Consider the following 20,323-nt stretch of genomic DNA (forward strand, 5'->3'; position numbering starts at 1 on the left):
CCACACAAGAAAAAACGCTCTTGAGCGAACGGGTAATTTTTGTCTGCCGATAGATAATCATGAAAACACTAACAGCATTGGCTCCAATTGGAGCGACCTTGTCGGGAACGGCAGGGCAGGGGAACAGTACGCCCAAAAAATGGATACTTCTTCGCGCCGTTGAAGAGGCCAGAGAACCTCTTGGGTTAAAATCCACAACTCTCAATGTCCTGAGAGCGATGGTTTCCTTTATGGGCGGTGATCAGATTGCTGCGGACCAGGATGATCATCACATCTGTTTCGCGTCCAACGCGGCGATAGCCAAACGAACTCATGTCAGCGTGCAGACAGTTGAGCGTCATATCTCGACGCTGGTGGACCTTGGACTTATCCGCCGCGTCATGAGCGCAAACGGTAAGCGATGGGCGCGCCGGGATCGCCAGGGCAGGGTGGTCACCGCAACTGGGCTCTCCTTGATGCCTTTGTCTGAACGGCACGCTGAGTTCATTCAGGAAGCCCAGAGGCATGCTGATCGCGTTCTCGAGTTCACTGTACTCCGTGACAAAGTTTCCGCCGCTCTGGCGCGCCTTAAGGAACTCGTAGCAAATGACACCGCGATCTCTGATTTGGTGACCACCGTACGCAATGCTCTGCGTCGCAAACCAGATGCGAATGTACTCAGCGAGCTGTTGGCAGAAATCTCTGTGGAAATCTCCGAGATAACACAGACTGATACAGAAAATTTGAGGGCCAGTGACAGTGAAATTGAGGGGCACAAAGAGGACTCTTTGAATCCGGAAGTTAAGAAAGAAAAGCTTTCTCAGATTCAGGTTTCTCCAGACCAAATGGAGCGCAGTTTTCCACGGCTATGCTCAGAACTACGCTTTGCAAAAGATCAGCACCACTGTGATCGGCTTATGGATGATATCGCCGAGTATCTACGGCTTGGCCAAACCTGGTATGCAATGAAATCAACTTTTGGCCCAGCTATTCGCTTCATTGTTCTCGGATACATCTTTCAACGTGCTGAGAACATACAATCTCCAGGGGCTTACCTGATTTCGTTGCTGGCCAAGATCGAAAAGGGCGAATTGTCTCCAAAGGCAATGCTCTCGCGGACATCCAATGCTACGTAAATTTGGGGAAACAGGATGAAATTTACCGTTTTCAGATTACACCTCCAAGTGATGACTGGATCGAAGGGTCTGAAAAAGGTGAGCTATAGGATTGACCTCTATAAATCACGCAACCATAAATAGTGAGTTATAGAAAGGAAGCTTATACCTCACGATGTGGAACTGGCAGAACCCTGACTGGCCTACCTTTCGTTACGACGCCGCAAGACTCGAACCATACGAGCAACAGTTCCTGTTGTCCTCAGGGGAAGTTCTTGGAGCGGTTCATCATGTGAACACATCGGATCGAGATCAATTGCGTATCGACCTGCTAAGCGAAGAAGCAATGAAGACCAGCGCGATCGAAGGTGAGATGCTGGATCGTCTCAGCGTGCAATCTTCCTTGCGCCGACATCTTGGACTGGCTCCCGACAGCTATCCATCCAAACCGCGCGAGCAGGGCGTTTCTGAAATGATGGTGGATGTTTATTCCAACTATTCGGAACCACTGTCACACGACACCCTGTTTCGGTGGCATGACATGCTTCTGTCCCATGACAGGCATCTGGAAACGATTGGATCATACCGGAGCCATGAGGATGCGATGCAAATCGTCTCAGGCAGGCTCGACCGCCCAACGGTGCATTTCGAAGCTCCACCTTCACATCAGGTTCCGGCTGAAATGGACCAGTTCGTAGCCTGGTTCAACCGGACCGCACCGGATGGTCCCGAACCATTGCGCGCACTGATCCGGGCCGGTTTGAGCCATCTGTATTTCGAGAGCATTCATCCCTTTGAGGACGGCAATGGCCGGTTGGGTAGGGCGCTGGCTGAAAAGTCCTTGGCCCAGAATATCGGTCAGCCAAGTCTGATTGCCCTTGCTTTCACGATCGAGCGAGAGCGGAAGGCTTACTACGACCAACTCGAACGCCATCAAAAGACGCTGGAAGTCACACCGTGGCTCGTCTGGTTTGCCGAAACTGTCCTTACAGCACAGCAGGTGACGCTTGAGCGGGTTGGTTTCTTTATTTCCAAGACGCACTTCTATGATCGGTACCGTGATCAGTTCAACACTCGCCAAAGCAAGGTAATCGCCCGTTTGTTCAAGGCTGGGCCGGATGGGTTCACAGGGGGATTGAGCGCTGAGAACTATATCTCGATCACGGGAACATCGCGCGCCACAGCAACGCGGGATCTCCAGAACCTGGTAGAGAAGGGCGCTTTGATCCGAACGGGTGAACTCCGGTACACGCGATATTGGTTAAAGCTAGATCGGGACGGGTAGGGGGCTGAAGTACGGCACGAAGCGCGGGAAGTGGAAGTTCGCTGCAGTCGCTACGCATGCTCGCAGGAAATGCGGAAGCTGACGTTTAGATAGCTTCCCAAGCGAGCATCTTTCTGTCCCGCCGCAAGGCGGCTCCGAGTTCGTACTTCATATGAATGGTCCATGCCGAAACTGGCGCAATGGGCGGGAAACGAACCTTCGTCGTGTCAATCCCGAACTCCGCTATGCGGCCTAAGCCGAGCTAGAGCTTGTCCACGCCGGTCATATTGATTGAATTCCGAAAGTGTGGAAACGTTCATATGGTAGACGCGTTAACGGCGATATTTCACATGAAGCGTATCCTGTTCTCAGTTGTGTTTTGTTTTCTGCCTGCGATGGTGCTGGCGGACAAAGTTGCCTTGGTAATTGGCAATGCGAACTACCAACATGTCAGCAATCTCAAAAACCCGTCGAATGATGCGATCGACATTGCAGAGGCATTGCGCAGGATCGGGTTTGAGGTCACAACAGGTCTTGATCTGGATTACCGCGACATGCGCCTTGCCATACGTGACTTTGGAGAAAAGGCAAAAAACGCCGAGTCGGTCATCGTATACTTCGCCGGCCACGGCATCGAGTTGGACAACACGAACTTCCTGATCCCTGTCAGTGCGGAACTGCGGAGCGACCGTGACATCGAACTCGAGGCAATCCGCCTCAACACATTGATTAGCTCCATCGCGGGCGCACCCGGCTTGAAGATCGTGTTGGTTGACGCCTGCCGCAACAATCCATTCCTCGCGACTATGGAGCGCACAAACAGCACCCGCTCAATTGGACGCGGACTTGCACGTATCGATCCGGGAGGTGTGTTGGTTGGATATGCTGCAAGGAGCGGAACGCTGGCGCTTGACGGCGATGGCCGCAACAGCCCCTATGCTCAGGCTCTGCTCAACCACATCGAGGAACCCGGACTTGAGATTGGCAAGTTGTTTCGGCGAGTCCGCGACAGGGTTTACACTCTGACAGAAGGCTATCAGGAGCCATTTACTTATGGCTCGCTTCCCGCCAGAGACATTTTTCTTGTTCCAGATGCGGCTGCAGGCTCGACGCCAGAGGAAGAAATTGAGCGTGTCGAAGACCAGATTTATGCGGACTTTGAACTTGCGCGTTCGCTCGGAAGGCTTGATGCGATCGAGATGTTTCTGGAGCGATACGAAGGCGAAAGGGATCATTTTGCAGTCGCGCTCGCCCTTTCGTTGCGGGACGACTTGCTTGCTGAGCACCAGAAGGACGAAGTGCCGGGCAACAGTAGTACTGCGCGAGACAAAGTAGCAGCTCTTGTGCCGACATCGCCTCAAAGCGCGAAGGATGATACAGAGACGCGCAGCCTGATCCGTGATATACAAACTGAGCTAAATCGCGTTGGCTGCAGCGCTGGCACAGCGGACGGTGTTGCGGGCCCACGCACGAGATCTGCTTTCTCTCGGTATATCAGCGCTAGAGAGAATCTTGGACTGACGCCTGAGAGCCTCGAGACCAGTGAAACTCTTGCCGCACTTCGAGGAGAGCAAGGAAGAGTCTGTAATCAGTTGGTCGCGCCGTCTTTCGCGACTTTTGATGGTGACTACATTGTCTTAATCAGACGCAGATGGGACGATGATTATTGGCAAACAACCAGTCGGCCCGACAAGGCCTATTTCCCCGGAAAAATCGAGCCACTTGCAGCCTTGCGCATCAATCGCAATGGAGACAAGCTGACCTTGCTATCTGCCCAAGGCTTTGCGGCCGAAGGGCCTTGGTTTAGGGACTTCACTGGCAAATTCGATGACTCCGGTCAGTTGAAATTGCGCTTCACATTGAGTTCGCATTTCGGGCAGGCGACACCCTATAAGGTCAATATAAGCGTCAAACTGCCCGAAGGACTTTCGCCAGGAAGAAGGCTTGTCTACGAGCCGCGCAGGATTGACGGGCAGTTTTTTCTGAATTTTCTAATACGCCGTGTCAGTTGAAACTTTAAAGCGATGTCCTTGCCTGCTCCGCAAGAAGACCGTCGCTCTGGGCTCCTCGTCGCTGTTCGCCGCAGATTTCGCCAAGGTCTTGTTTGGGCCGTCCGCGAAGACGGCCCAAGTTGTTAGATTTCAATGGCCTCTGCGATCGCAAGCGCATCTTCCAGCTCAACACCGAGATACCGGACGGTGCTGTCCATCTTGGTGTGCCCAAGTAGCAGCTGGACCGCCCGCAGGTTGCCGGTCTTCTTGTAGATCTGTGTGACTTTTGTCCTCCGCATCGAATGCGTTCCGTATGCACTGGCCTCCAGACCGATCGACGTGACCCAATCCCGGACGATCCGGGCGTACTGGCGTGTCGAGATGTGCAAGCGTTCATGGAAACGACCCGGCCATAGGTACTCCGAGCCGACCATGAGCTCATCTTCCATCCACTTTTCAACCGAGGCGCGTGTGCCTTCGGAGATTTCAAAACGAACCGGCTTCTGCGTTTTGCTTTGCAACACCGAAGCTCGTTCCTTGATCTGGCCGGACGCCATCACGTCGACGACTTTCATCTTCACGAGATCGCAGCCACGCAGTTTGCTGTCGATTGCCATATTGAACAGCGCCAGGTCCCGATGGTTCTCGGCGAGTTCAAGTCGAACACGGATTGCCCAGACGTGTTTTGGTTTCAGTGGCCGTTTTTGCCCAACGATGCGCCCTTTGTTCCAAGCCGGGCGAAGCGCACGAATGGCCGGTAAGTTTGGTGTTTCCATGACTGATCCTCCGATCCGCCATGCCCTCCCACAACGACAACCTGACGTTGACGATGCCTCCATATCACGGGATGCTGCGTCGCATCCGAGGTCGGGGCTGAGCCCAAATTGACCAATTCTGTCGTCAGGATCAATTGGCGCATACTGTCAAGAAGCTGCCACTCAAATTCGCGGATCAACGCAAAGCGAGTGAGAGTTTGCGGTCCGCACGTTCCACCAAATGCTTCAATCGGTGGCAGTTAACTTCGGGTCAGACGAAGATCGCTTCAGACGCCATATGTGCAAGATCGAACCCAGATGAATGCTGCACCAATGCGCGAATTGCGAGATTTTCCAGGCTCTGATGCTCAGGAAACGGGAGTGTGAATCCTACGGGGCAAAAGAATCCTTGACCAATTCCAACATCAGCTCTAGTAAAACTGAAATGACGTTTTGCTAGATGAAACGATTGCGAATGATTATGTGGAGCCGCGCATGTCGCGAAGCCACAAACCAACCAACAGTTCGGGAGGAGCCTGACATGATGAAAGATAACCAAAAACTGAAGCTCACCACGGCGCTAGTGGCAGGTGGCCTGGCCATTGCTTCGCCTGCCTTTGCCGAGGGAGAGGTCGTGTTTGCGTCCTGGGGAGGCTCGTTTCAGGATGCCTTGCGCTCAGCCATGCTGGAACCTGCCGCTGGTGCGCTGAATATCACTGTCAAGGAAGATACGACAAACGGCATTCAGGACGTGCGCGCGCAGATCACGGCGGGTGCCGTTGCATGGGACGTTACAGAACAGGATTTGCCTTCGTGTGAAACCCTGAGCCGGGAAGGCAGCCTTGAGCCGATCGACTATTCGATTGTTGACACCACAGGCATTCCGAAAGAGCTGATCCATGACAATTACATCGGCTTCATCAACTTCACCAAGGTGATTGCCTATCGCAAGGATGCATTTGGCGACAATGGCCCGTCCAATTGGGCAGAGTTCTGGGATCTGGAAAACTTCCCCGGCAAGCGCGGTATGCACGGCAAGGTGAACTATAACCTCGAAGCCGCGCTCATGGCGGATGGTGTGCCGATGGCCGAGATCTATGACACGTTGGCCACGAATGAGGGCAAGGCGCGCGCATGGGACAAGCTGGGTGAGATTGCCCCCGAAGTTACCGTTTGGTATCGCGGCGGGTCGCAATCGGCGCAGTTGCTGCGTGACGGCGAAGTGGACGTGATCCATATGGGCCATAACCGCGTAGAAAGCGTGATCGCGTCGGGCATTGATGTGGCCTATGCCTTTGATGGCGGCACGATGGACGTGGACTGCTTGTTGGTTCCCAAGGGGGCTCCGAATAAAGACAACGCGATGCGCCTTATCAACGAATTGCTGAGCGCCGAAGCACAGGCGAGGCTGGCGGTGACCATGCCGTTGGGTCCGGTGAATTCGGGTGCCTTCGGCACCGGGATAATCTCGGATGAGATGGCAGTGAAGGTCAACACACATCCCGACAACTATGGCAAGCAGCTTCTGGTCGATCCGAACTTTTACATCGGCCAGCTGGGCGAGTTGACCGAAGAGTTTGACACGCTGATCCAACAGTAAAAAATATCTGGGCGCGGCACATCTTGTGCTGCGCCCATTTTTGTCAGGTTAGGAGCCCCCATGTCACCTGCAGCCCACTCCCTTCCCATCGATATATCCAACCTGTGCAAGGCCTACGGATCGGTCAAAGCGCTGAATGACGTGTCTTTGAACATCGCCGCGGGCGAGTTCCTGACATTGCTGGGGCCATCAGGCTCCGGCAAGACGACGCTTTTGATGGCGCTGGCCGGATTTGTGCGTCCTGATGGCGGGTCGATCCGGTTTGGCGAACAGGAAATGATTGCAACGCCGCCCCACAAGCGCGGCCTTGGCATGGTGTTCCAAAGCTATGCGTTGTTTCCGTTCATGACGGTCGCAGAAAACGTGGCTTATCCGTTGAAAATTCGCGGGGTGTCCAAAAGCGATCAGAAGGCCCGCGCCGAGCGCGCGCTGGAGACCGTGCAGCTGGGCGGTTATGGCGACCGGCGCATCACGCAATTATCCGGGGGACAAAGACAGCGCGTGGCCCTTGCCCGCGCCATGGTTTTTGAGCCGCAGATCATTCTGATGGATGAGCCGTTGTCAGCGCTCGACAAGAAGTTGCGCGAACATATGCAAATCGAATTGAAGGCGCTGCATGAAAAGCTGGATGCAACTGTCGTTTACGTGACCCATGACCAGCGCGAAGCCCTGACGATGTCGGACCGGATTGCAGTGGTCAATCATGGGCGGATCGAACAGATCGCGACGCCTGAGCGGCTCTATCGCCAGCCGCATAGTTTCTTTGTGGCGGATTTTATCGGGGAATCCATTTCCCTGCCGGTTAGTGTAGCGAATGACACGGCGCAGCTTGGCGAGCGCGTTCTGAAATCCAATACGCCTATTGCGCTGGGCAGCGGAGGCCATCGTCTGATCATCCGGCCCGAGTTGCTGGAAGTCACAGCAGGCGCGGTGCCAGACGCCGCCAATGACCTGTCCGGCCAAGTGCATGACATCATTTATCAGGGCGACAGCGTTCTAGTGATCGTTCAGCACGACAGCGCTGGTCAGATCAATGTGCGTGTGCCTGCCAATCGCGCGGGCCAAACCGGGTTGCCGTCGAAGGGAGAGCAAATCGGCCTTGCCCTGCATCCCGAAGATACGATCATCGTACCGGAACATGTGGCATGAGTATCGCCGAGACGTATGAAGGTGCTGGGACTCTTCAGAATGCCAGCACGCTCAAATCCGAAGAACGCCGCGAAAAACTGACGTTTCTTGGGCTTTCGATGCCTGCGGTTTTGACGATCTTGATCGTCGTCTTCCTGCCGATTTTCTGGCTGTCTTCGCTGTCGTTTTTCAATGCGGCAGGCGAACTGAGCACGGAAAATTACACGCGCATCTTTAGTAGTGCTCTCTATCGGCGAACCTTTGTCGTCACGTTTCAGATCAGCATTGCCGTGACGGTGATTTGCGTCCTTCTCGGCTACCCGCTGTGCTACTGGCTGACAAAGATGCCGAACAAAACAGCGGCCATTCTGATGGTGTTTGTGCTGGTCCCCTTCTGGACCTCGGTTCTGGTGCGGACCTATGCGTGGCTGGTGCTTTTGCAGCGCAATGGGATCATCAATTCGTCGCTGATGTCACTTGGCATTATCGAAGAACCGCTGCAACTGGCGCACAATCTGACCGGCTCCATCATTGGCATGGTGCATATCATGCTGCCTTTTTTGGTTCTGCCGCTCTACGCCACTATGCGCAATATTGACGGCGACCTGGTCCGAGCCGCCGTGGGCCTTGGTTCCAGCCCGCGCGGGGCCTTTTGGCGGGTATTTTTCCCAATGTCCCTGCCGGGCCTTTTTGCCGGCATCGTGCTGGTTTTCATCCTGTCGCTTGGGTTCTTTGTCACACCGGCTTTGCTGGGCGGTGGCCGGGTTCAGATGCTGGCGCAGCGTATCGAAAGCACCATCACAGTCTATTCGAACTGGGGGGCCGCATCAGCCCTGGGCGTGGTCCTGCTGTTGCTGGCGCTGGCGATGATCTGGCTGATGAACCGTGTCTTCGGGCTCGACAAACTGTTTATGCGCTGAGGATCTGAAAATGGAACAAGTCGGACAACGTAAAATCGACGGCCTGTGGCTGACAGTGGTCGGCATTGCTGTGCTGTTCTTTCTCATCCTGCCCACGCTGATCGTTATCCCGATGTCGTTTTCGGGGGCATCCTATCTGGAATTCCCGCCGACATCGCTCTCGTTTCGCTGGTACGTGGCCTATGTCACGTCGCCGGAATGGATGAGCGCAACAAAGACCTCGCTGATCGCGGCGGCGCTGACCACGGCAATCGCGACGCCCCTGGGCTCACTTTGTGCCTATGGTCTGCATTGCTCTGCGCCTCGTATCAGGAGCGCGGCTCAAATCCTTGTGATCATGCCGATTGTCGTGCCAGTGATCCTGATCGCTGTTGGAGTGTTCAGCCTCTATGCCAAGCTGGGGCTCAATTACACACTGACCGGGATCGTGATCGCCCATACTGCGCTGGCGCTGCCATTCGTGATCGTGACGGTGATGTCGGGATTGCAGAATTATGATTTCGATCAGGAGCTTGCAGCGCGCAGCTTAGGGGCGTCCCGTGCATACGCATTGTGGACAATCACCGTACCGCAGGTGAAATTCTCGATCCAGACAGGGGCTTTTCTGGCATTTATCACGTCGCTGGACGAGGTTGTGATCTCGATGCTGGTCTCGGGCGGGGAAAACGCCACAATCACCCGGCGCATGTTCAATTCACTGCGTGATCAGCTTGATCCGACAATCGCGGCGATCTCGACCTGTCTGATTGTCGTGTCCATCACGGCGCTTATCGGTGTGCAGATGATCGGGCGTCGGAAAGACAAGGCACAATGATGCGGGTCTTATTTTTCGCCAAACTCCACCCGAATCTGGCGGGCGGCATCAAGGACCGCCGCGCGATACTTTTCGACGGCTGTGTCATTGAAGCGGACGCGCAGGCCGGACAAGCTGATCGCGCCCAGCAATTCATCTTCGAACCCAAGAACAGGAACCGACAGTCCGGCGACGTCAGGATCGCGTTCACCAAGGCTGAGATAATACCCGGCCTTTCGGATGCTGGCCGCCTGTTTTCCCTGCCGGATGGAATAAGCATCCAGCACCTGACCCGAAGAGCCCATGCTCAGCGGAATGATCTCGCCCTCCTGAACGTGATCCCGCGCAAGCCTTGGCGAATTGACCCGGTAGAGGCACACGCCAGAGTTGCCGCGTTGCACATAAAACGACGCACTTTCGCCGGTCGCATTCACCAAATTCGCAAGCACCGGTCGCACAATTGGCCCCATCCGCAGGTTTTGGCGAAACACGGATCCAAGACGCCACAAAGACGGCCCGAGGTGAAACAGACCCTCGGCGTCTCGCGTAATATGACCAAACTTTTCAAGCGACACGCTCAGACGCAGAATTGTCGCCTTGTTGACCCCGCTGCGGTCCGCAACCTCCTTCAAAGAGAGGCCTGCATCGCCCGGCTCAAAGATGTCCAGCACACGCAATGCGCGCTCTACCGCTTCGACACCACCATTGGCGTCAGGGGATCGGGGCTTGTCGGGCATAGGCAGACCTTTCGACGCAAATCCGTCGCTTTTTATAGCCGGTTTGAGCGCAATTGGAAATCGCAAATAACGAAGGCGTCTGGCAATGAATAGCGCGCGGAAACAAATGATAACAGCTGGTTATGCGGACCTTCCTTTTGGCATTCATTCGCAATGTAAGGCTGATTGTGTTGGGGTTATGGGCGTTCCGAGCGAAGTTAACACCGGGCCCCGATCCGGCACCTCTCTGGCACCCGATGCGCTGCGCAAAATGACTGCCCAACTTGGGATCGGACTGCCTGTAGATGGTCGGGATCTTGGCAATCTGGACCTGTCAGGGGATTGGCCTGCCGCGTTGGAACAACTTGTGACGCAAATGGTGGATCACGGTGTTGTACCCGTTGTCTTGGGTGGCGCGTCTGATGTCGCCTCGGGTGTGCTGGGGGCCTTGCCTGATCTGCCAGTTGTCGCGGCCATGCCGTTGGCCCGGCGTGATATCGCGACGCGAACAGCCAACACGATCTGGGTGGGATTGAACGGCGATCAACCTGCTGGTGTCTGGGATCTGATCAGCCAGCGCAAGATGGATTGGCGCACCGCGCGGCAGTTGGATGAAGGGCACGGCGACTATTCTGACACGCCCGAGCGCGCTGTCTTGTGGATCGACATATCGGTCATTGATCTGGGGCATGCAGCTGGCAGCGTCGGCCTAAATCCCGGCGGGATGAAACCTGAAACGCTGGTTTCCGTCATTGGTGCCATGTCCTGTAAATGGCAGGCGATTGTGATCACCGGCCTTGCGCCTGCGCGCGACACCAGGGGAATGTCGGAACTGGCGGCGATCGAAACCCTGAACGCGGCGTTGCACAATGAGTGAAGCGGCGCAAATACAGTTTGACGCGATCCCCAGTTTTCTGGGCGCATCCATTGGCGATCTGGAAGATCTCGTGCCCGGTCAGGTCGCGATTGCAGGCTATTTTTGTGACAATCTCGCCCGGCCATCGGCAGGGCAACGCTATCTCGCGCGCCAGCTTCGGTATGCGTCCTGCCCCACAGTAACACCCGCGAATGCAATTGACCTTGGGGACGTGAACGTCTTTCCGCTAGAACCTGACAAGCATTTTCTCGCAGTTGCCTCGCAATGTGAATCGGTTCTTGAAACCGGTGCCCGCATGGTGTTGGTAGGCGGCGATTCCAGCGGTTTGGAAGCGCTTGACGTCGCCGCAAGACAGGTCACAGGTGCGGATGTTCCCATCATTGGGGTCAATGGCGGCGCAGTGAGCCATTTGCCCCGCACCCAACCGGTCATCCTGTCTGTGGATTTACAAGAGCTTGCGGGCAAATGGGTATCGCACCCGCATCGCCTGACGGGAATGTCACCAGCACAAATGATCGCGCAAATTGACGCCACCCCGGGCGATACCATCGCGGCTGCGGTTTTTGGGCTTGCCCCGGAACTGGACAACCGTGGCAAGGCTGAAACCCGCGCTGCACTGGCGATCCTGCAAGCGGTCACAGCTCGTCTTGAGAAAGGAGCAGGCTGATGCCTCTACGTTCGGCCCCGTTGCCGCGCATGGCAGGGCATCTGTCGTTCATGCGCTCTCAGACCAAAGCAATCGGCGACGTCCGGTCTGGAGATCTGGCCGTACTGGGCATCCCGTTTGAAGATACAAACGCACCTCATGCAGGGCAATCTCTGGCGCCGCGTGCATTACGCGAAACCTCGGTCTATTTCGGTTGGCACGCAAATCCACAATTCAGTCACCCCGTAGATATCGATGCGCGTCAGGATATCAGTACCGATGGCCTGCACGAGCGGCTTTGTGATCTCGGAGATATTGCACCGGGGTCCGAAGATGCGATCCACGCGGCCTTGAAGGCGGCCATGCGTCAGATCAGCGACAATGGCGCCTGTGCAATCTTTTTGGGCGGATCAGATCGCATGTCCGAGACGGCGCGGAGCGCGCTCCCTCATTGTCAGACAGTGCAGCTTGGCGGTACACCAGCCGATGCGCGCGATTTTCATATTGCGCCCTTGCCGAACGGAACGACCACGCCGGTAAATAGAGATACTGCCGCGCAGCGTGCCGCGTTTTCAGAGTGGCGGGATCCATCAAAGCCGTTGTTTGTTCGGTTTGATCTCTCGGTGTTTGAAACATCGCTCAGTGCGCTTTGTGATCGGCCCCGTTTGGGGGGCTGCGATCTTGCGACGGTGGTGCAATGGCTTGAGCTTTTGGGACGGCACGAGGTCAGCGCCATTATGTTGACCGGTCTGAATCCGAACCGTCCCGGAATGGGTGTCGTGAAGGTTGGCCAACGCCTGATGGTCACGGCTCTTCTGGCGTTTATCTATGCGCGCCTCGGCTTTGGGATTGATTTTCCGCGCCGCCAAACTTCCAAGGAAAAAGTACTGACATGACTGCAGCGATAACGACATTTCTCCCGCCTCTGGCACAACCGGGGTATCGGCTGTTTGATGGGCCTCTGCTCGATGCCGCCGACGTCCGTCCGGGCCAAATCGGTGTGGTGGGTATGCCCAGCGATTGGACACATTCAAGCCGGCTCGGAACCAGGTTTGGTCCCGAGGCGCTGCGTAAGGCAACGACGGTATTGCAATCCATGCGACCGCAGGGGGTCAGTTTTGATCCAGATACGGGCCAAAGAAGCGCAACGGCCAGCGACTGGCTCGTGGATTGCGGGGATGCAGTGATCACCCCTGAGGATGTAGACGCAACCACCGAGGCCATTGCCGCAATGACCGAGGCGCTGAGCGTTGGAGGGGCGATCCCTCTGGCACTGGGCGGTGATCACTATAATAGCTTCCCGGCCTGCCTTGGCTATTCCCGTGGGTTGGCCAAACGCGCACCAAATGCACGTTTTGGGTATATCCAGATCGACGGTCATCTGGATTTCTCTGACCGGCTTGGCGCGTGGGGCAGCCATAACCACGCAACCAATGCCCGTCGGATTTCCGAACTGCCCAATGTCGACGTGTCCAATATGGTTTGGGTCGGGATCACCGGTTGGGTCGACAGCGGTGAACTCGCCTTGATCGAAGAGCAGGGCGGTCGGGTGTTTTCGGCTGGCGACGTACATAAATTGGGGACGGCAGAGGCAATTCGTCAGGCGTTGGAGCATGCCATGAAGGGATGTGACGAACTGTATCTGTCAATCGACATCGATGCGATGGACGCTGGCTACCTCCCCGGCACCGGCTCAATCGTTCATAGCGGTATTACACCGCGTCAGTATTACGATCTGCTGGATGGGCTGGCCGAGGCCCCGTTGGGTGGACTGGATATTGTTGAGGTGTCCCCTCCTCTTGATCCGTCGGAGCGTACCGAATTTCTGGCTGCAGAAATGTTGTTCCGGATCCTGCGTCGCTTCCGCACACAACCTGTGACCGGGGCGGTGACAGAGCAATGATGGACTACAAAGGAACAGAGCAGCTGGGTGGGTTTTCCCATGCAGGAAAAACACTTGCGCCCGCGACACGGCCCTGGATCACAGACCTGTCAGCGCTTTGCCCTTACGAGGGCCTGCAACCCGGGAACCTACCGGAATTTGAACGCGACCCGAATTGGGACAACTGGGCGCTCACCGACAGTCCCAAAGACCCGAACCTGCGCCTGAACTGGCATCTATTTGAGGACGGTGGAAGAAGATTGATGGTCGCCGACCGGATGCTTATGAGCCGCGTCAGCTGGCAGGATCTGGATGATGCGGGGTATGTCCATGGCACAGAGCTGTCGATTGATGGACGCCTGTTTCGCTGCCGGTTGCTTACGGGGGGGGATACGCCCTGTAGTGACCCTTTTCAGGGGGCGACGCGCCCCAATGAATGGGATGCGCTGGTGGGGGGCAGCGGGGCGTTGAACGCTCCGCAACCGGACCCGGCCAATAGTACAGCACCGCTTTGCCCGGATCATCTGACCTCGCCTCATAACCGTTTGTGGAACTGGTTCGGCGCGGTCAGCTGGACCGCCGAACCGGTTGCCAGACGGGCCGATGGGCGGGTGTGCAGGGGCTATCATGGCCCGACCTATTTTTACGTGAATACTGTGGACCACCGGCATGAAGATATCGGGTGGCGACCAGTTCTTGAGGAAGCGCTATGACTGCAAACCCCTTTGCCAACTTTATCGCCGGATCATGGGTTGCTAGCAGCGACGCGGCCCCCAATGTCAACCCGTCCGACCTGAACGACACGATCGGCGAGTATGCCCGGGCAAGCGCCGATCAAACGGTTGACGCAATCGAGGCCGCGGCCGCGGCCCTGCCGAATTGGCGCAAGACATCGCCTCTGGTCCGGTTCGAAGCGCTCGACCGGATCGGGTCGGAAATCCTCGCCCGTGTAGACGAGCTGGGCGATATGCTGGCCCGCGAAGAGGGCAAAACCTTGCCCGAAGCCAAGGCCGAAGCGCATCGCGCCGGGCATTTGTTCAAATATTTCGCGGCTGAGGCGTATCGTGCGACCGGCGACACCTACCAATCTCTGCGCGAAGGTGTGTCGCTAAATGTTGTACGCGAGCCAATCGGCGTTGTGGGCGTAATCACGCCCTGGAATTTCCCACTGGCGATCCCCGCATGGAAAATCGCACCCGCTCTGGCCTATGGCAATACGGTTGTGTTCAAACCTGCCGAACTGGTGCCCGGATCGGCATGGATGTTGTCCGATATTATTGCCCGTGCGGGCGTGCCTGAGGGGGTGTTCAACCTTGTGATGGGAAAAGGCCGTGAGGTTGGGGAGGCAATCGTTACGCACCCCAAGGTGTCCGGGGTCACATTCACCGGTTCCACACCCGTCGGTCGCCATATGGGGGCGGCGCTGTTTGCGCGAGGAGCGAAAATGCAGCTGGAGATGGGGGGGAAGAACCCCTTGATCGTGCTGGATGACGCCGATCTGGATCTGGCGGTGCACTGCGCCGTTCAGGGCAGCTTTTTCTCAACCGGACAACGCTGCACAGCGTCTTCCCGCCTGATTGTGACCGAGGGCATTCACGACGCATTTGTTGACCGTCTTTGCGCGGCAATGAAAGACCTTCGGATCGGTGATGCGCGCGCTCCGGAAACCCAGATTGGTCCGGTCGCCAGTGAAGCGCAGCTCGCCATCGACAAACGATACGTGTCTCAGGCTGTGGATGACGGTGCAACGCTTGCCGCAGGTGGTGGCGAGGTCAAATCCAAAACAACCGGCCATTACTTTGCGCCTGCGTTGTTTACGGATGTGTCACCCGACGCAGCCGTGGCACGAGACGAAATCTTTGGGCCCATCGCCGCCGTGTTACGCGTGCCGGATTACGACGCCGCCCTGGCCACGTCCAACGACTGCGAATTTGGATTGTCCGCAGGAATTGTCACGCGGGATCCCGCCAAAATCGATCACTTCTCGCAGAACGCCGAAGCAGGCATGATACAAGTCAATCTGCCCACCGCCGGCATGGATTTCCACGCACCCTTTACGGGCCGAAAGGGATCCTCTTATGGTGCACCGGAAAAAGGCAGCTATTGCCGCGAGTTTTTCACGGCGGCCAAGGTTGTACACGCGGGGCGCGGATAATGTCGCAGACACCTTTGAAGGGCATTCGTGTTCTTGATCTGACCAATGTCCTTGCCGGTCCGTTCTGTTGTCATCATCTGGCGCATCTGGGCGGCGAGGTTATCAAGGTCGAAGCCGTCGGTCGGGGCGATCTCGCCCGCCAACTGGGGGCCGACCCAGAGCTGAACAAAGTCAACATGGGCGTGTCCTTTCTCGCCCAGAACGCGGGCAAGAAATCGGTCACGGTCAACCTCAAGAACCCACGGGGTCGAGAGATTTTTCTGAAACTGGTCGAAACTGCAGATGTCGTGGTTGAAAACTTCCGGCCCGGCGTCATGACGCGCCTCGGCGTGGGCTACCAGACCCTGAAAGAGGCCAATCCGACCCTCATCTATTGTGCTATCTCCGGCTTTGGCCAAGAGGGCCCGTGGATACGCCGCCCGGCTTATGACCAGATCATACAGGGAACCTCGGGTGTGATGTCGATCACCGGGGATAGCGACAGCGCGCCGCTGCGCGTTGGATATCCGGTGGCAGACACTGTGGGGGGCATCACCGCAGCCTTTGCGATTTCATCTGCTCTGAACGCCAATCCGCGCGGCACCTTTATTGATGTGTCGATGCTGGAATCGGTGCTGGCGACAATGGGCTGGGTGGTGTCGAACTATCTGATCGCCGGCGTCAATCCGACTGCCAATGGCAATGAAAACCCCACTTCGGCGCCTTCCGGTGCGTTTGAAGCGAAGGGCGGGTTGATCAACATTGCCGCAAACAAAGACCAGCAATGGGAGCTACTGACGGACCACCTGGGATTGGCCGCGCTGCGCGAGCGGCCTGAATATGCCACGCGCGAGGATCGCAAACGCAATAGGCTGGCTCTGAAAACTGAGCTGGAGACCGTGTTGAAGACCCGGTCACCGCGCGACTGGGCCAAGGAACTCAATAGCATTGGTGTGCCATCAGGAGCGGTTTTGACAGTGCCGGAAGTATTGGAAATGCCGCAGGTTGCAGACCGCGGTTTCCTCGACCAGTTTGAAAACGTCCCCGGCGTCGGACGCGACATTCAGGTTGCCACGACCGGGATCAAATTGGACGGCAGCGCGCCCACCGTCGATGCACCACCGCCCACATTGGGGCAGCACAACTCTCAAATCTGGAGCGAGTTAGGTCTTTCACCGGAAGACATTGAAAAACTGGCAAAGGATGGCGCGATATGACGGACCCCGCAGGACGCAATGACGCCGATGCCATTTGCCACTGGTGGCGCACCGAAATTATCGACATGGCTCCGGGGCGGATCGCCTTTCGCGGCCACCCGATCCAGGACCTGATCGGAAACGTCAGCTTTGCTCAGATGATCTGGCTCATGGTGCGCGGCAATTTGCCCACGCCAGAACAGGCGGCGCTTTTTGAATGCGCGCTGGTGGCGGGCGTGGATCATGGTCCGCAGGCGCCATCGATAGCCGCAGCGCGTATGGCCGCGACCTGTGGGCTGGGGCTCAACAACGTCATGGCCACCGGGGTCAACATGTTGGGTGACGTGCATGGCGGCGCCGGTGAACAATGCGCCGAGCTTTATTTCGACGTCGCCAAACGGATGGATGACGGCGCTGAACAGGAAGTTGCCGTCCGCGACGGTATCGCCGCCTGGTGTGAGGAAAATGGCAAGATCGTCTCGGGTTTTGGCCACCGTTTCCACAAGCCCGTCGATCCCCGCGCACCGCGATTGATGGCGTTGGTACGCGAGGCCGCGATGTCAGGCACTGTAGAAGGGCGATTTGCCGATATCGGTGAAGCTATACAGACGGAAATCGGACGTAAGCGCGGTGCCGATATCGCGATGAATATCGATGGGGCCACGGCTGTTATCTTTTGCGAATTGGGGTTCCCGGCACCGCTTTCCCGGGGATTGTTCTGTCTTTCCCGCTCGGTTGGCGTCTTGTCTCATGGCTGGGAACAGATTCAACAGGGCGGGCGGAACAAGGGGCCAATGCCGCCGCGTTATCTGCCGGAATATATTGGTGTCAAATCGGAGCGCTAACCCGATGACCATTGATGGTGCGAACGCCTAAATTCACACCGAACTTGGCATTGAAGCGCCACTGGCGTGTGGACTGTTTTGCCGGTCTCGGTCATTGGGCATCCCCCCCTAGAAGCAGACCCAACATGTTAGTCTGAACAAAGATTCACTTCTTTGGTGTTGTCTTTGAAGGTATTTCAATCCAGGCGAGAATCGATACATTTTCACGCTTGTTCTGACGTCAGCGAAGCGCACCGAGCTGCCATCGCGACAAGCGCGGCGAATTCACACTTGGTCCGCGATGCGTGAGTTTGTCGATCGCTGGATTTCGCAGTCGCAGCTAAAGTCCGGTCTGGTGGGCCGCACCGCAGCGATGCGCGCCCTCGGTCAACGGCAGGAATGGGCCGATCTCCTAACAAGTTGTGGAAAGAAATTACGGGATCACCTTAGATCTCAGCGTTATCGCTCAGATTGAACCAAGTTGGCTATGCTAGTTCGCTGATCATCGATTTCAGATGGCGCATGTCGGTACCGCAGCATCCTCCAAATACTTGGATCGACGGATTCTGCCTCGCAATCGCGGCAATCTGTTTACCAAGTTCAGCTGGATCGCCTTCGTCCAGCTCATCTGCTTCGTCAAGTTCCGCATGCGAGCAACTCGAAGCGTTCGCCACAAGGCCTCTCAGCCGGGGGTGGTTGCCAAGCGCTCCGGCGAAATGGGTAGGGTGAGCGCAGTTGACCATAAAAAACAGCGCCGCCGAGTCGGTTGCTGCGTCGATCTGGTCAATTCCGTCCACAAGTTTGGTCCCGTCTGCCAGGCACCCGTCTGTCTCAACAACCAGAGACATGATGATCGGCAGTTCAGCGTCCCGGGCGGCGAGGATGCATCCCGCTGCCTCGCTTGGGCGGTTGAATGTATAAGCGGTGACCAGATCGAGGCTTGTGTCTTTCAGGCTGTGCATTTGAGCGGCGTGGTATTGACGTGCATCTTCGACGGGTACCGGCGGGATGTCGGCGTAAGGATCATGGCGCGGGCCGATGCAGGCCGACACCAGTACATCATCGCGAGCGGCAGCTTGGCGCACGTCTTCCATTAGACTGACCGCATCTTTGTTTACTTCGGCGAGCCGCTCTGCATCGTACCCCAAGGGCGCTGCCCGGTCGGCGTTCGCCATCCATGTGGGCGCATCAAGGATGCATCCGACATTCATTTCACGGGCCAGATCGACAAGAGCCTGCATTTGACCGGCCAGTATCACCCTGGTGCCAGGTTCTTCCAGCAATGGAAACGACGCGAAACCGGGAAGCTCAATTCCATGATTGAAAATCAGGTCGGTGCCAGTGCCGGCGTAAACCAGAAAGGGCTTGTTACCTTCGAGTGGGAGCTGTCGCGCCATTCTGATCCACGCCTATTGCCGTTACCTCTGCACAAGAAACCTACTTTGTCTCGGGCCTCCTGTGAACCTTAGGACTGCGACAGGGTGTATTCCGTCACTCTGATCCCCACGCCAGGCCAAACACCAGGTCATGTCTCGGTCGAAATCACCAGTGGCGACCGGCGCGCTCTGATTACAGGTGATGCAATCCATACAACCGCCCAGTGCTGGCATCCCGAGTGGCATTTTATGTTTGATTCCGATGCTGAGATGGCCGTGACATCCCGTCGGAAACTGTTGGAAAGCGCCTCGGAAACGGGATGTATTGTGCTGGGAAACCACTTCGCTTTGCCGTCTATTGGTCGGGTGAAGGCGGACAACGACGCGTTTCGCTGGGAGGACTAGCCCAGGTTGTATTTTGATGTGCGCGGGTCTGTTGTGGGATGGCGGCTGACGTGAAAGTTCGACGCGCCGCGCAGCTTACAGGCAATGATCGGCGAAACTAAATCTCGAACCCATTGGGCTATGTCACATTCCCTTGAATTCTTGTTTCACAAGCTTTCTCTCTTCACCATTTTGTGAAAGCCTGAAGCAGTTATGAGTGACAGAGTGTGCAATTTTCAGAAAACAGTGGTTCTTTCTGAACTCCAATCAGCTCTCTTGGACGGAATTTGTGATCACTGCGAGGTGACAAGTTCGGAACTGGCCAAGAGTGGAGAGGTGCTGGAAATATGTGGACAAGAGTACTGTTTCGATTATGAAACCGGTGTGTCCACGGAGACTGAAATTTTGTTGTGCCCCAGCTGTCACGAGGCAAACCATCTGGACGCGCAGCGACAGCATAACCCTTGCCACATCTCTGCAAGACGCAGCCGGGAAAACATGGGTTAGTCGATGGGTTCAGGAGGCGAAGCTTTGGAACGGTTTTTGCAAGAACCATCGCTGGTCCAATTTCGGTAGTCTGACAGACCAAGCTCGTCCCACATCCAGCCGAAATCATACTCAGCCACCGGAGAGCCGGTCTGGCGCGCGCTGCGGTTTTCGATTGTCTTCAGCCAGTCTATGACTTTCTTCCTGCCCGCCGTGCTGCGAACGGCCTGGCGCGGGGTCTTGCCATCCAGGGCAGG

At 56.4% G+C, this 20,323-nt stretch carries 19 protein-coding genes and 1 pseudogene; 16 read left to right on the plus strand and 4 right to left on the minus strand.

Annotation, left to right across the window (positions count from 1 at the left end):
* Positions 1-59 precede the first annotated feature (59 nt).
* The 3 genes from ACR0KX_RS20355 to ACR0KX_RS20365 all read left to right on the plus strand — a co-directional run bounded on the left by ACR0KX_RS20355 (position 60) and on the right by ACR0KX_RS20365 (position 4,370).
* Positions 60-1,115 carry a helix-turn-helix domain-containing protein gene (locus ACR0KX_RS20355; protein ID WP_170417847.1) on the plus strand — a complete coding sequence of 352 codons (1,056 nt, stop codon included), beginning with the start codon at positions 60-62 and terminating at the stop codon, positions 1,113-1,115.
* Between the two features lie 154 nt (positions 1,116-1,269).
* Positions 1,270-2,379: a Fic family protein gene (locus ACR0KX_RS20360; protein ID WP_170417844.1), complete on the plus strand. Its 1,110-nt coding sequence runs from the start codon at positions 1,270-1,272 to the stop codon at positions 2,377-2,379.
* Positions 2,380-2,708: 329 nt separating this feature from the next.
* Complete coding sequence (locus tag ACR0KX_RS20365; RefSeq protein WP_170417841.1) at positions 2,709-4,370, plus strand: caspase family protein; 1,662 nt, start codon at positions 2,709-2,711, stop codon at positions 4,368-4,370.
* Between the two features lie 122 nt (positions 4,371-4,492).
* Here ACR0KX_RS20365 and ACR0KX_RS20370 read toward each other — a convergent pair whose 3' ends face one another.
* Positions 4,493-5,125, minus strand: a complete 633-nt coding sequence (locus ACR0KX_RS20370) for a tyrosine-type recombinase/integrase (RefSeq protein ID WP_093037018.1) — start codon at positions 5,123-5,125, stop codon at positions 4,493-4,495.
* 520 nt (positions 5,126-5,645) lie between these two features.
* On the opposite strand from ACR0KX_RS20370, the gene ACR0KX_RS20375 reads away from it, so the two are divergent.
* The 4 genes from ACR0KX_RS20375 to ACR0KX_RS20390 are packed head-to-tail and all read left to right on the plus strand — an operon-like array spanning position 5,646 to position 9,566.
* Positions 5,646-6,704: an ABC transporter substrate-binding protein gene (locus ACR0KX_RS20375; protein WP_170417838.1), complete on the plus strand. Its 1,059-nt coding sequence runs from the start codon at positions 5,646-5,648 to the stop codon at positions 6,702-6,704.
* Between the two features lie 60 nt (positions 6,705-6,764).
* Positions 6,765-7,853, plus strand: coding sequence for an ABC transporter ATP-binding protein (locus ACR0KX_RS20380; RefSeq protein ID WP_170417835.1), 1,089 nt, complete (start codon positions 6,765-6,767; stop codon positions 7,851-7,853).
* Complete coding sequence (locus ACR0KX_RS20385; protein ID WP_170417832.1) at positions 7,850-8,752, plus strand: ABC transporter permease; 903 nt, start codon at positions 7,850-7,852, stop codon at positions 8,750-8,752. Before ACR0KX_RS20380 ends, ACR0KX_RS20385 begins: the two co-directional genes overlap by 4 nt.
* Before the next feature lie 10 nt (positions 8,753-8,762).
* Entirely contained in the window at positions 8,763-9,566 is an 804-nt protein-coding gene (locus tag ACR0KX_RS20390) for an ABC transporter permease (protein ID WP_170417829.1), read from the plus strand.
* An 8-nt stretch (positions 9,567-9,574) separates the two neighbouring features.
* On the opposite strand, the gene ACR0KX_RS20395 is transcribed toward ACR0KX_RS20390, so the two are convergent.
* On the minus strand, positions 9,575-10,282 hold the full coding sequence (locus ACR0KX_RS20395; RefSeq protein WP_170417827.1) for an IclR family transcriptional regulator: 708 nt from the start codon (positions 10,280-10,282) through the stop codon (positions 9,575-9,577).
* 178 nt (positions 10,283-10,460) lie between these two features.
* Between ACR0KX_RS20395 and ACR0KX_RS20400 the strand changes: the two genes are divergently transcribed.
* From ACR0KX_RS20400 to ACR0KX_RS20435, 8 genes are read left to right on the plus strand one after another with little or no spacing between them, the layout of a single operon-like run.
* On the plus strand, positions 10,461-11,138 hold the full coding sequence (locus ACR0KX_RS20400) for an arginase family protein (RefSeq protein WP_170474326.1): 678 nt from the start codon (positions 10,461-10,463) through the stop codon (positions 11,136-11,138).
* The gene (locus ACR0KX_RS20405) at positions 11,131-11,805 is read left to right on the plus strand and encodes a hypothetical protein (RefSeq protein WP_170417821.1); all 675 of its coding nucleotides are present in this window, start codon (positions 11,131-11,133) and stop codon (positions 11,803-11,805) included. The genes ACR0KX_RS20400 and ACR0KX_RS20405 overlap by 8 nt, the downstream gene beginning before the upstream one ends.
* Complete coding sequence (locus ACR0KX_RS20410; RefSeq protein ID WP_170417818.1) at positions 11,805-12,680, plus strand: arginase family protein; 876 nt, start codon at positions 11,805-11,807, stop codon at positions 12,678-12,680. The genes ACR0KX_RS20405 and ACR0KX_RS20410 overlap by 1 nt, the downstream gene beginning before the upstream one ends.
* The gene (locus tag ACR0KX_RS20415; protein WP_170417815.1) at positions 12,677-13,687 is read left to right on the plus strand and encodes an agmatinase family protein; all 1,011 of its coding nucleotides are present in this window, start codon (positions 12,677-12,679) and stop codon (positions 13,685-13,687) included. The genes ACR0KX_RS20410 and ACR0KX_RS20415 overlap by 4 nt, the downstream gene beginning before the upstream one ends.
* Positions 13,684-14,379, plus strand: coding sequence for a hypothetical protein (locus tag ACR0KX_RS20420; protein ID WP_170417812.1), 696 nt, complete (start codon positions 13,684-13,686; stop codon positions 14,377-14,379). Before ACR0KX_RS20415 ends, ACR0KX_RS20420 begins: the two co-directional genes overlap by 4 nt.
* On the plus strand, positions 14,376-15,821 hold the full coding sequence (locus ACR0KX_RS20425; protein ID WP_170417809.1) for an aldehyde dehydrogenase family protein: 1,446 nt from the start codon (positions 14,376-14,378) through the stop codon (positions 15,819-15,821). The genes ACR0KX_RS20420 and ACR0KX_RS20425 overlap by 4 nt, the downstream gene beginning before the upstream one ends.
* Positions 15,821-17,017 (plus strand): CaiB/BaiF CoA transferase family protein, encoded by a 1,197-nt coding sequence (locus ACR0KX_RS20430; protein WP_170417806.1) that lies wholly within the window; start codon positions 15,821-15,823, stop codon positions 17,015-17,017. Before ACR0KX_RS20425 ends, ACR0KX_RS20430 begins: the two co-directional genes overlap by 1 nt.
* A complete protein-coding gene (locus ACR0KX_RS20435) occupies positions 17,014-17,841 on the plus strand; it encodes a citryl-CoA lyase (protein ID WP_170417803.1) in 828 nt (275 codons plus the stop codon). Before ACR0KX_RS20430 ends, ACR0KX_RS20435 begins: the two co-directional genes overlap by 4 nt.
* 464 nt (positions 17,842-18,305) lie before the next feature.
* Here the strand turns inward: ACR0KX_RS20435 and ACR0KX_RS20440 are convergent, their stop codons facing one another.
* Positions 18,306-19,217, minus strand: coding sequence for a homocysteine S-methyltransferase family protein (locus ACR0KX_RS20440; protein WP_170417800.1), 912 nt, complete (start codon positions 19,215-19,217; stop codon positions 18,306-18,308).
* An 84-nt stretch (positions 19,218-19,301) separates the two neighbouring features.
* Between ACR0KX_RS20440 and ACR0KX_RS20445 the strand changes: the two genes are divergently transcribed.
* The gene (locus tag ACR0KX_RS20445; RefSeq protein ID WP_170417797.1) at positions 19,302-19,601 is read left to right on the plus strand and encodes an MBL fold metallo-hydrolase; all 300 of its coding nucleotides are present in this window, start codon (positions 19,302-19,304) and stop codon (positions 19,599-19,601) included.
* Between the two features lie 482 nt (positions 19,602-20,083).
* On the opposite strand, the pseudogene ACR0KX_RS20450 reads toward ACR0KX_RS20445, so the two are convergent.
* Positions 20,084-20,323: pseudogene (locus tag ACR0KX_RS20450) on the minus strand (hypothetical protein); the annotation flags it as partial.

It is taken from the genome of Ruegeria sp. BG5, from assembly GCF_056538425.1.

Bases quoted from the DNA above. Each gene is read 5' to 3' on its own strand.
- ACR0KX_RS20400 (WP_170474326.1), top strand. From the start codon at position 10,461: ATGGGCGTTCCGAGCGAAGTTAACACCGGGCCCCGATCCGGCACCTCT.
- ACR0KX_RS20380 (WP_170417835.1), top strand. From the start codon at position 6,765: ATGTCACCTGCAGCCCACTCCCTTCCCATCGATATATCCAACCTGTGC.
- ACR0KX_RS20370 (WP_093037018.1), bottom strand. From the start codon at position 5,125: ATGGAAACACCAAACTTACCGGCCATTCGTGCGCTTCGCCCGGCTTGG.
- ACR0KX_RS20435 (WP_170417803.1), top strand. From the start codon at position 17,014: ATGACGGACCCCGCAGGACGCAATGACGCCGATGCCATTTGCCACTGG.
- ACR0KX_RS20365 (WP_170417841.1), top strand. From the start codon at position 2,709: ATGAAGCGTATCCTGTTCTCAGTTGTGTTTTGTTTTCTGCCTGCGATG.
- ACR0KX_RS20360 (WP_170417844.1), top strand. From the start codon at position 1,270: ATGTGGAACTGGCAGAACCCTGACTGGCCTACCTTTCGTTACGACGCC.
- ACR0KX_RS20385 (WP_170417832.1), top strand. From the start codon at position 7,850: ATGAGTATCGCCGAGACGTATGAAGGTGCTGGGACTCTTCAGAATGCC.
- ACR0KX_RS20405 (WP_170417821.1), top strand. From the start codon at position 11,131: ATGAGTGAAGCGGCGCAAATACAGTTTGACGCGATCCCCAGTTTTCTG.
- ACR0KX_RS20430 (WP_170417806.1), top strand. From the start codon at position 15,821: ATGTCGCAGACACCTTTGAAGGGCATTCGTGTTCTTGATCTGACCAAT.
- ACR0KX_RS20415 (WP_170417815.1), top strand. From the start codon at position 12,677: ATGACTGCAGCGATAACGACATTTCTCCCGCCTCTGGCACAACCGGGG.
- ACR0KX_RS20420 (WP_170417812.1), top strand. From the start codon at position 13,684: ATGATGGACTACAAAGGAACAGAGCAGCTGGGTGGGTTTTCCCATGCA.
- ACR0KX_RS20440 (WP_170417800.1), bottom strand. From the start codon at position 19,217: ATGGCGCGACAGCTCCCACTCGAAGGTAACAAGCCCTTTCTGGTTTAC.
- ACR0KX_RS20425 (WP_170417809.1), top strand. From the start codon at position 14,376: ATGACTGCAAACCCCTTTGCCAACTTTATCGCCGGATCATGGGTTGCT.
- ACR0KX_RS20375 (WP_170417838.1), top strand. From the start codon at position 5,646: ATGATGAAAGATAACCAAAAACTGAAGCTCACCACGGCGCTAGTGGCA.
- ACR0KX_RS20390 (WP_170417829.1), top strand. From the start codon at position 8,763: ATGGAACAAGTCGGACAACGTAAAATCGACGGCCTGTGGCTGACAGTG.
- ACR0KX_RS20355 (WP_170417847.1), top strand. From the start codon at position 60: ATGAAAACACTAACAGCATTGGCTCCAATTGGAGCGACCTTGTCGGGA.
- ACR0KX_RS20410 (WP_170417818.1), top strand. From the start codon at position 11,805: ATGCCTCTACGTTCGGCCCCGTTGCCGCGCATGGCAGGGCATCTGTCG.
- ACR0KX_RS20395 (WP_170417827.1), bottom strand. From the start codon at position 10,282: ATGCCCGACAAGCCCCGATCCCCTGACGCCAATGGTGGTGTCGAAGCG.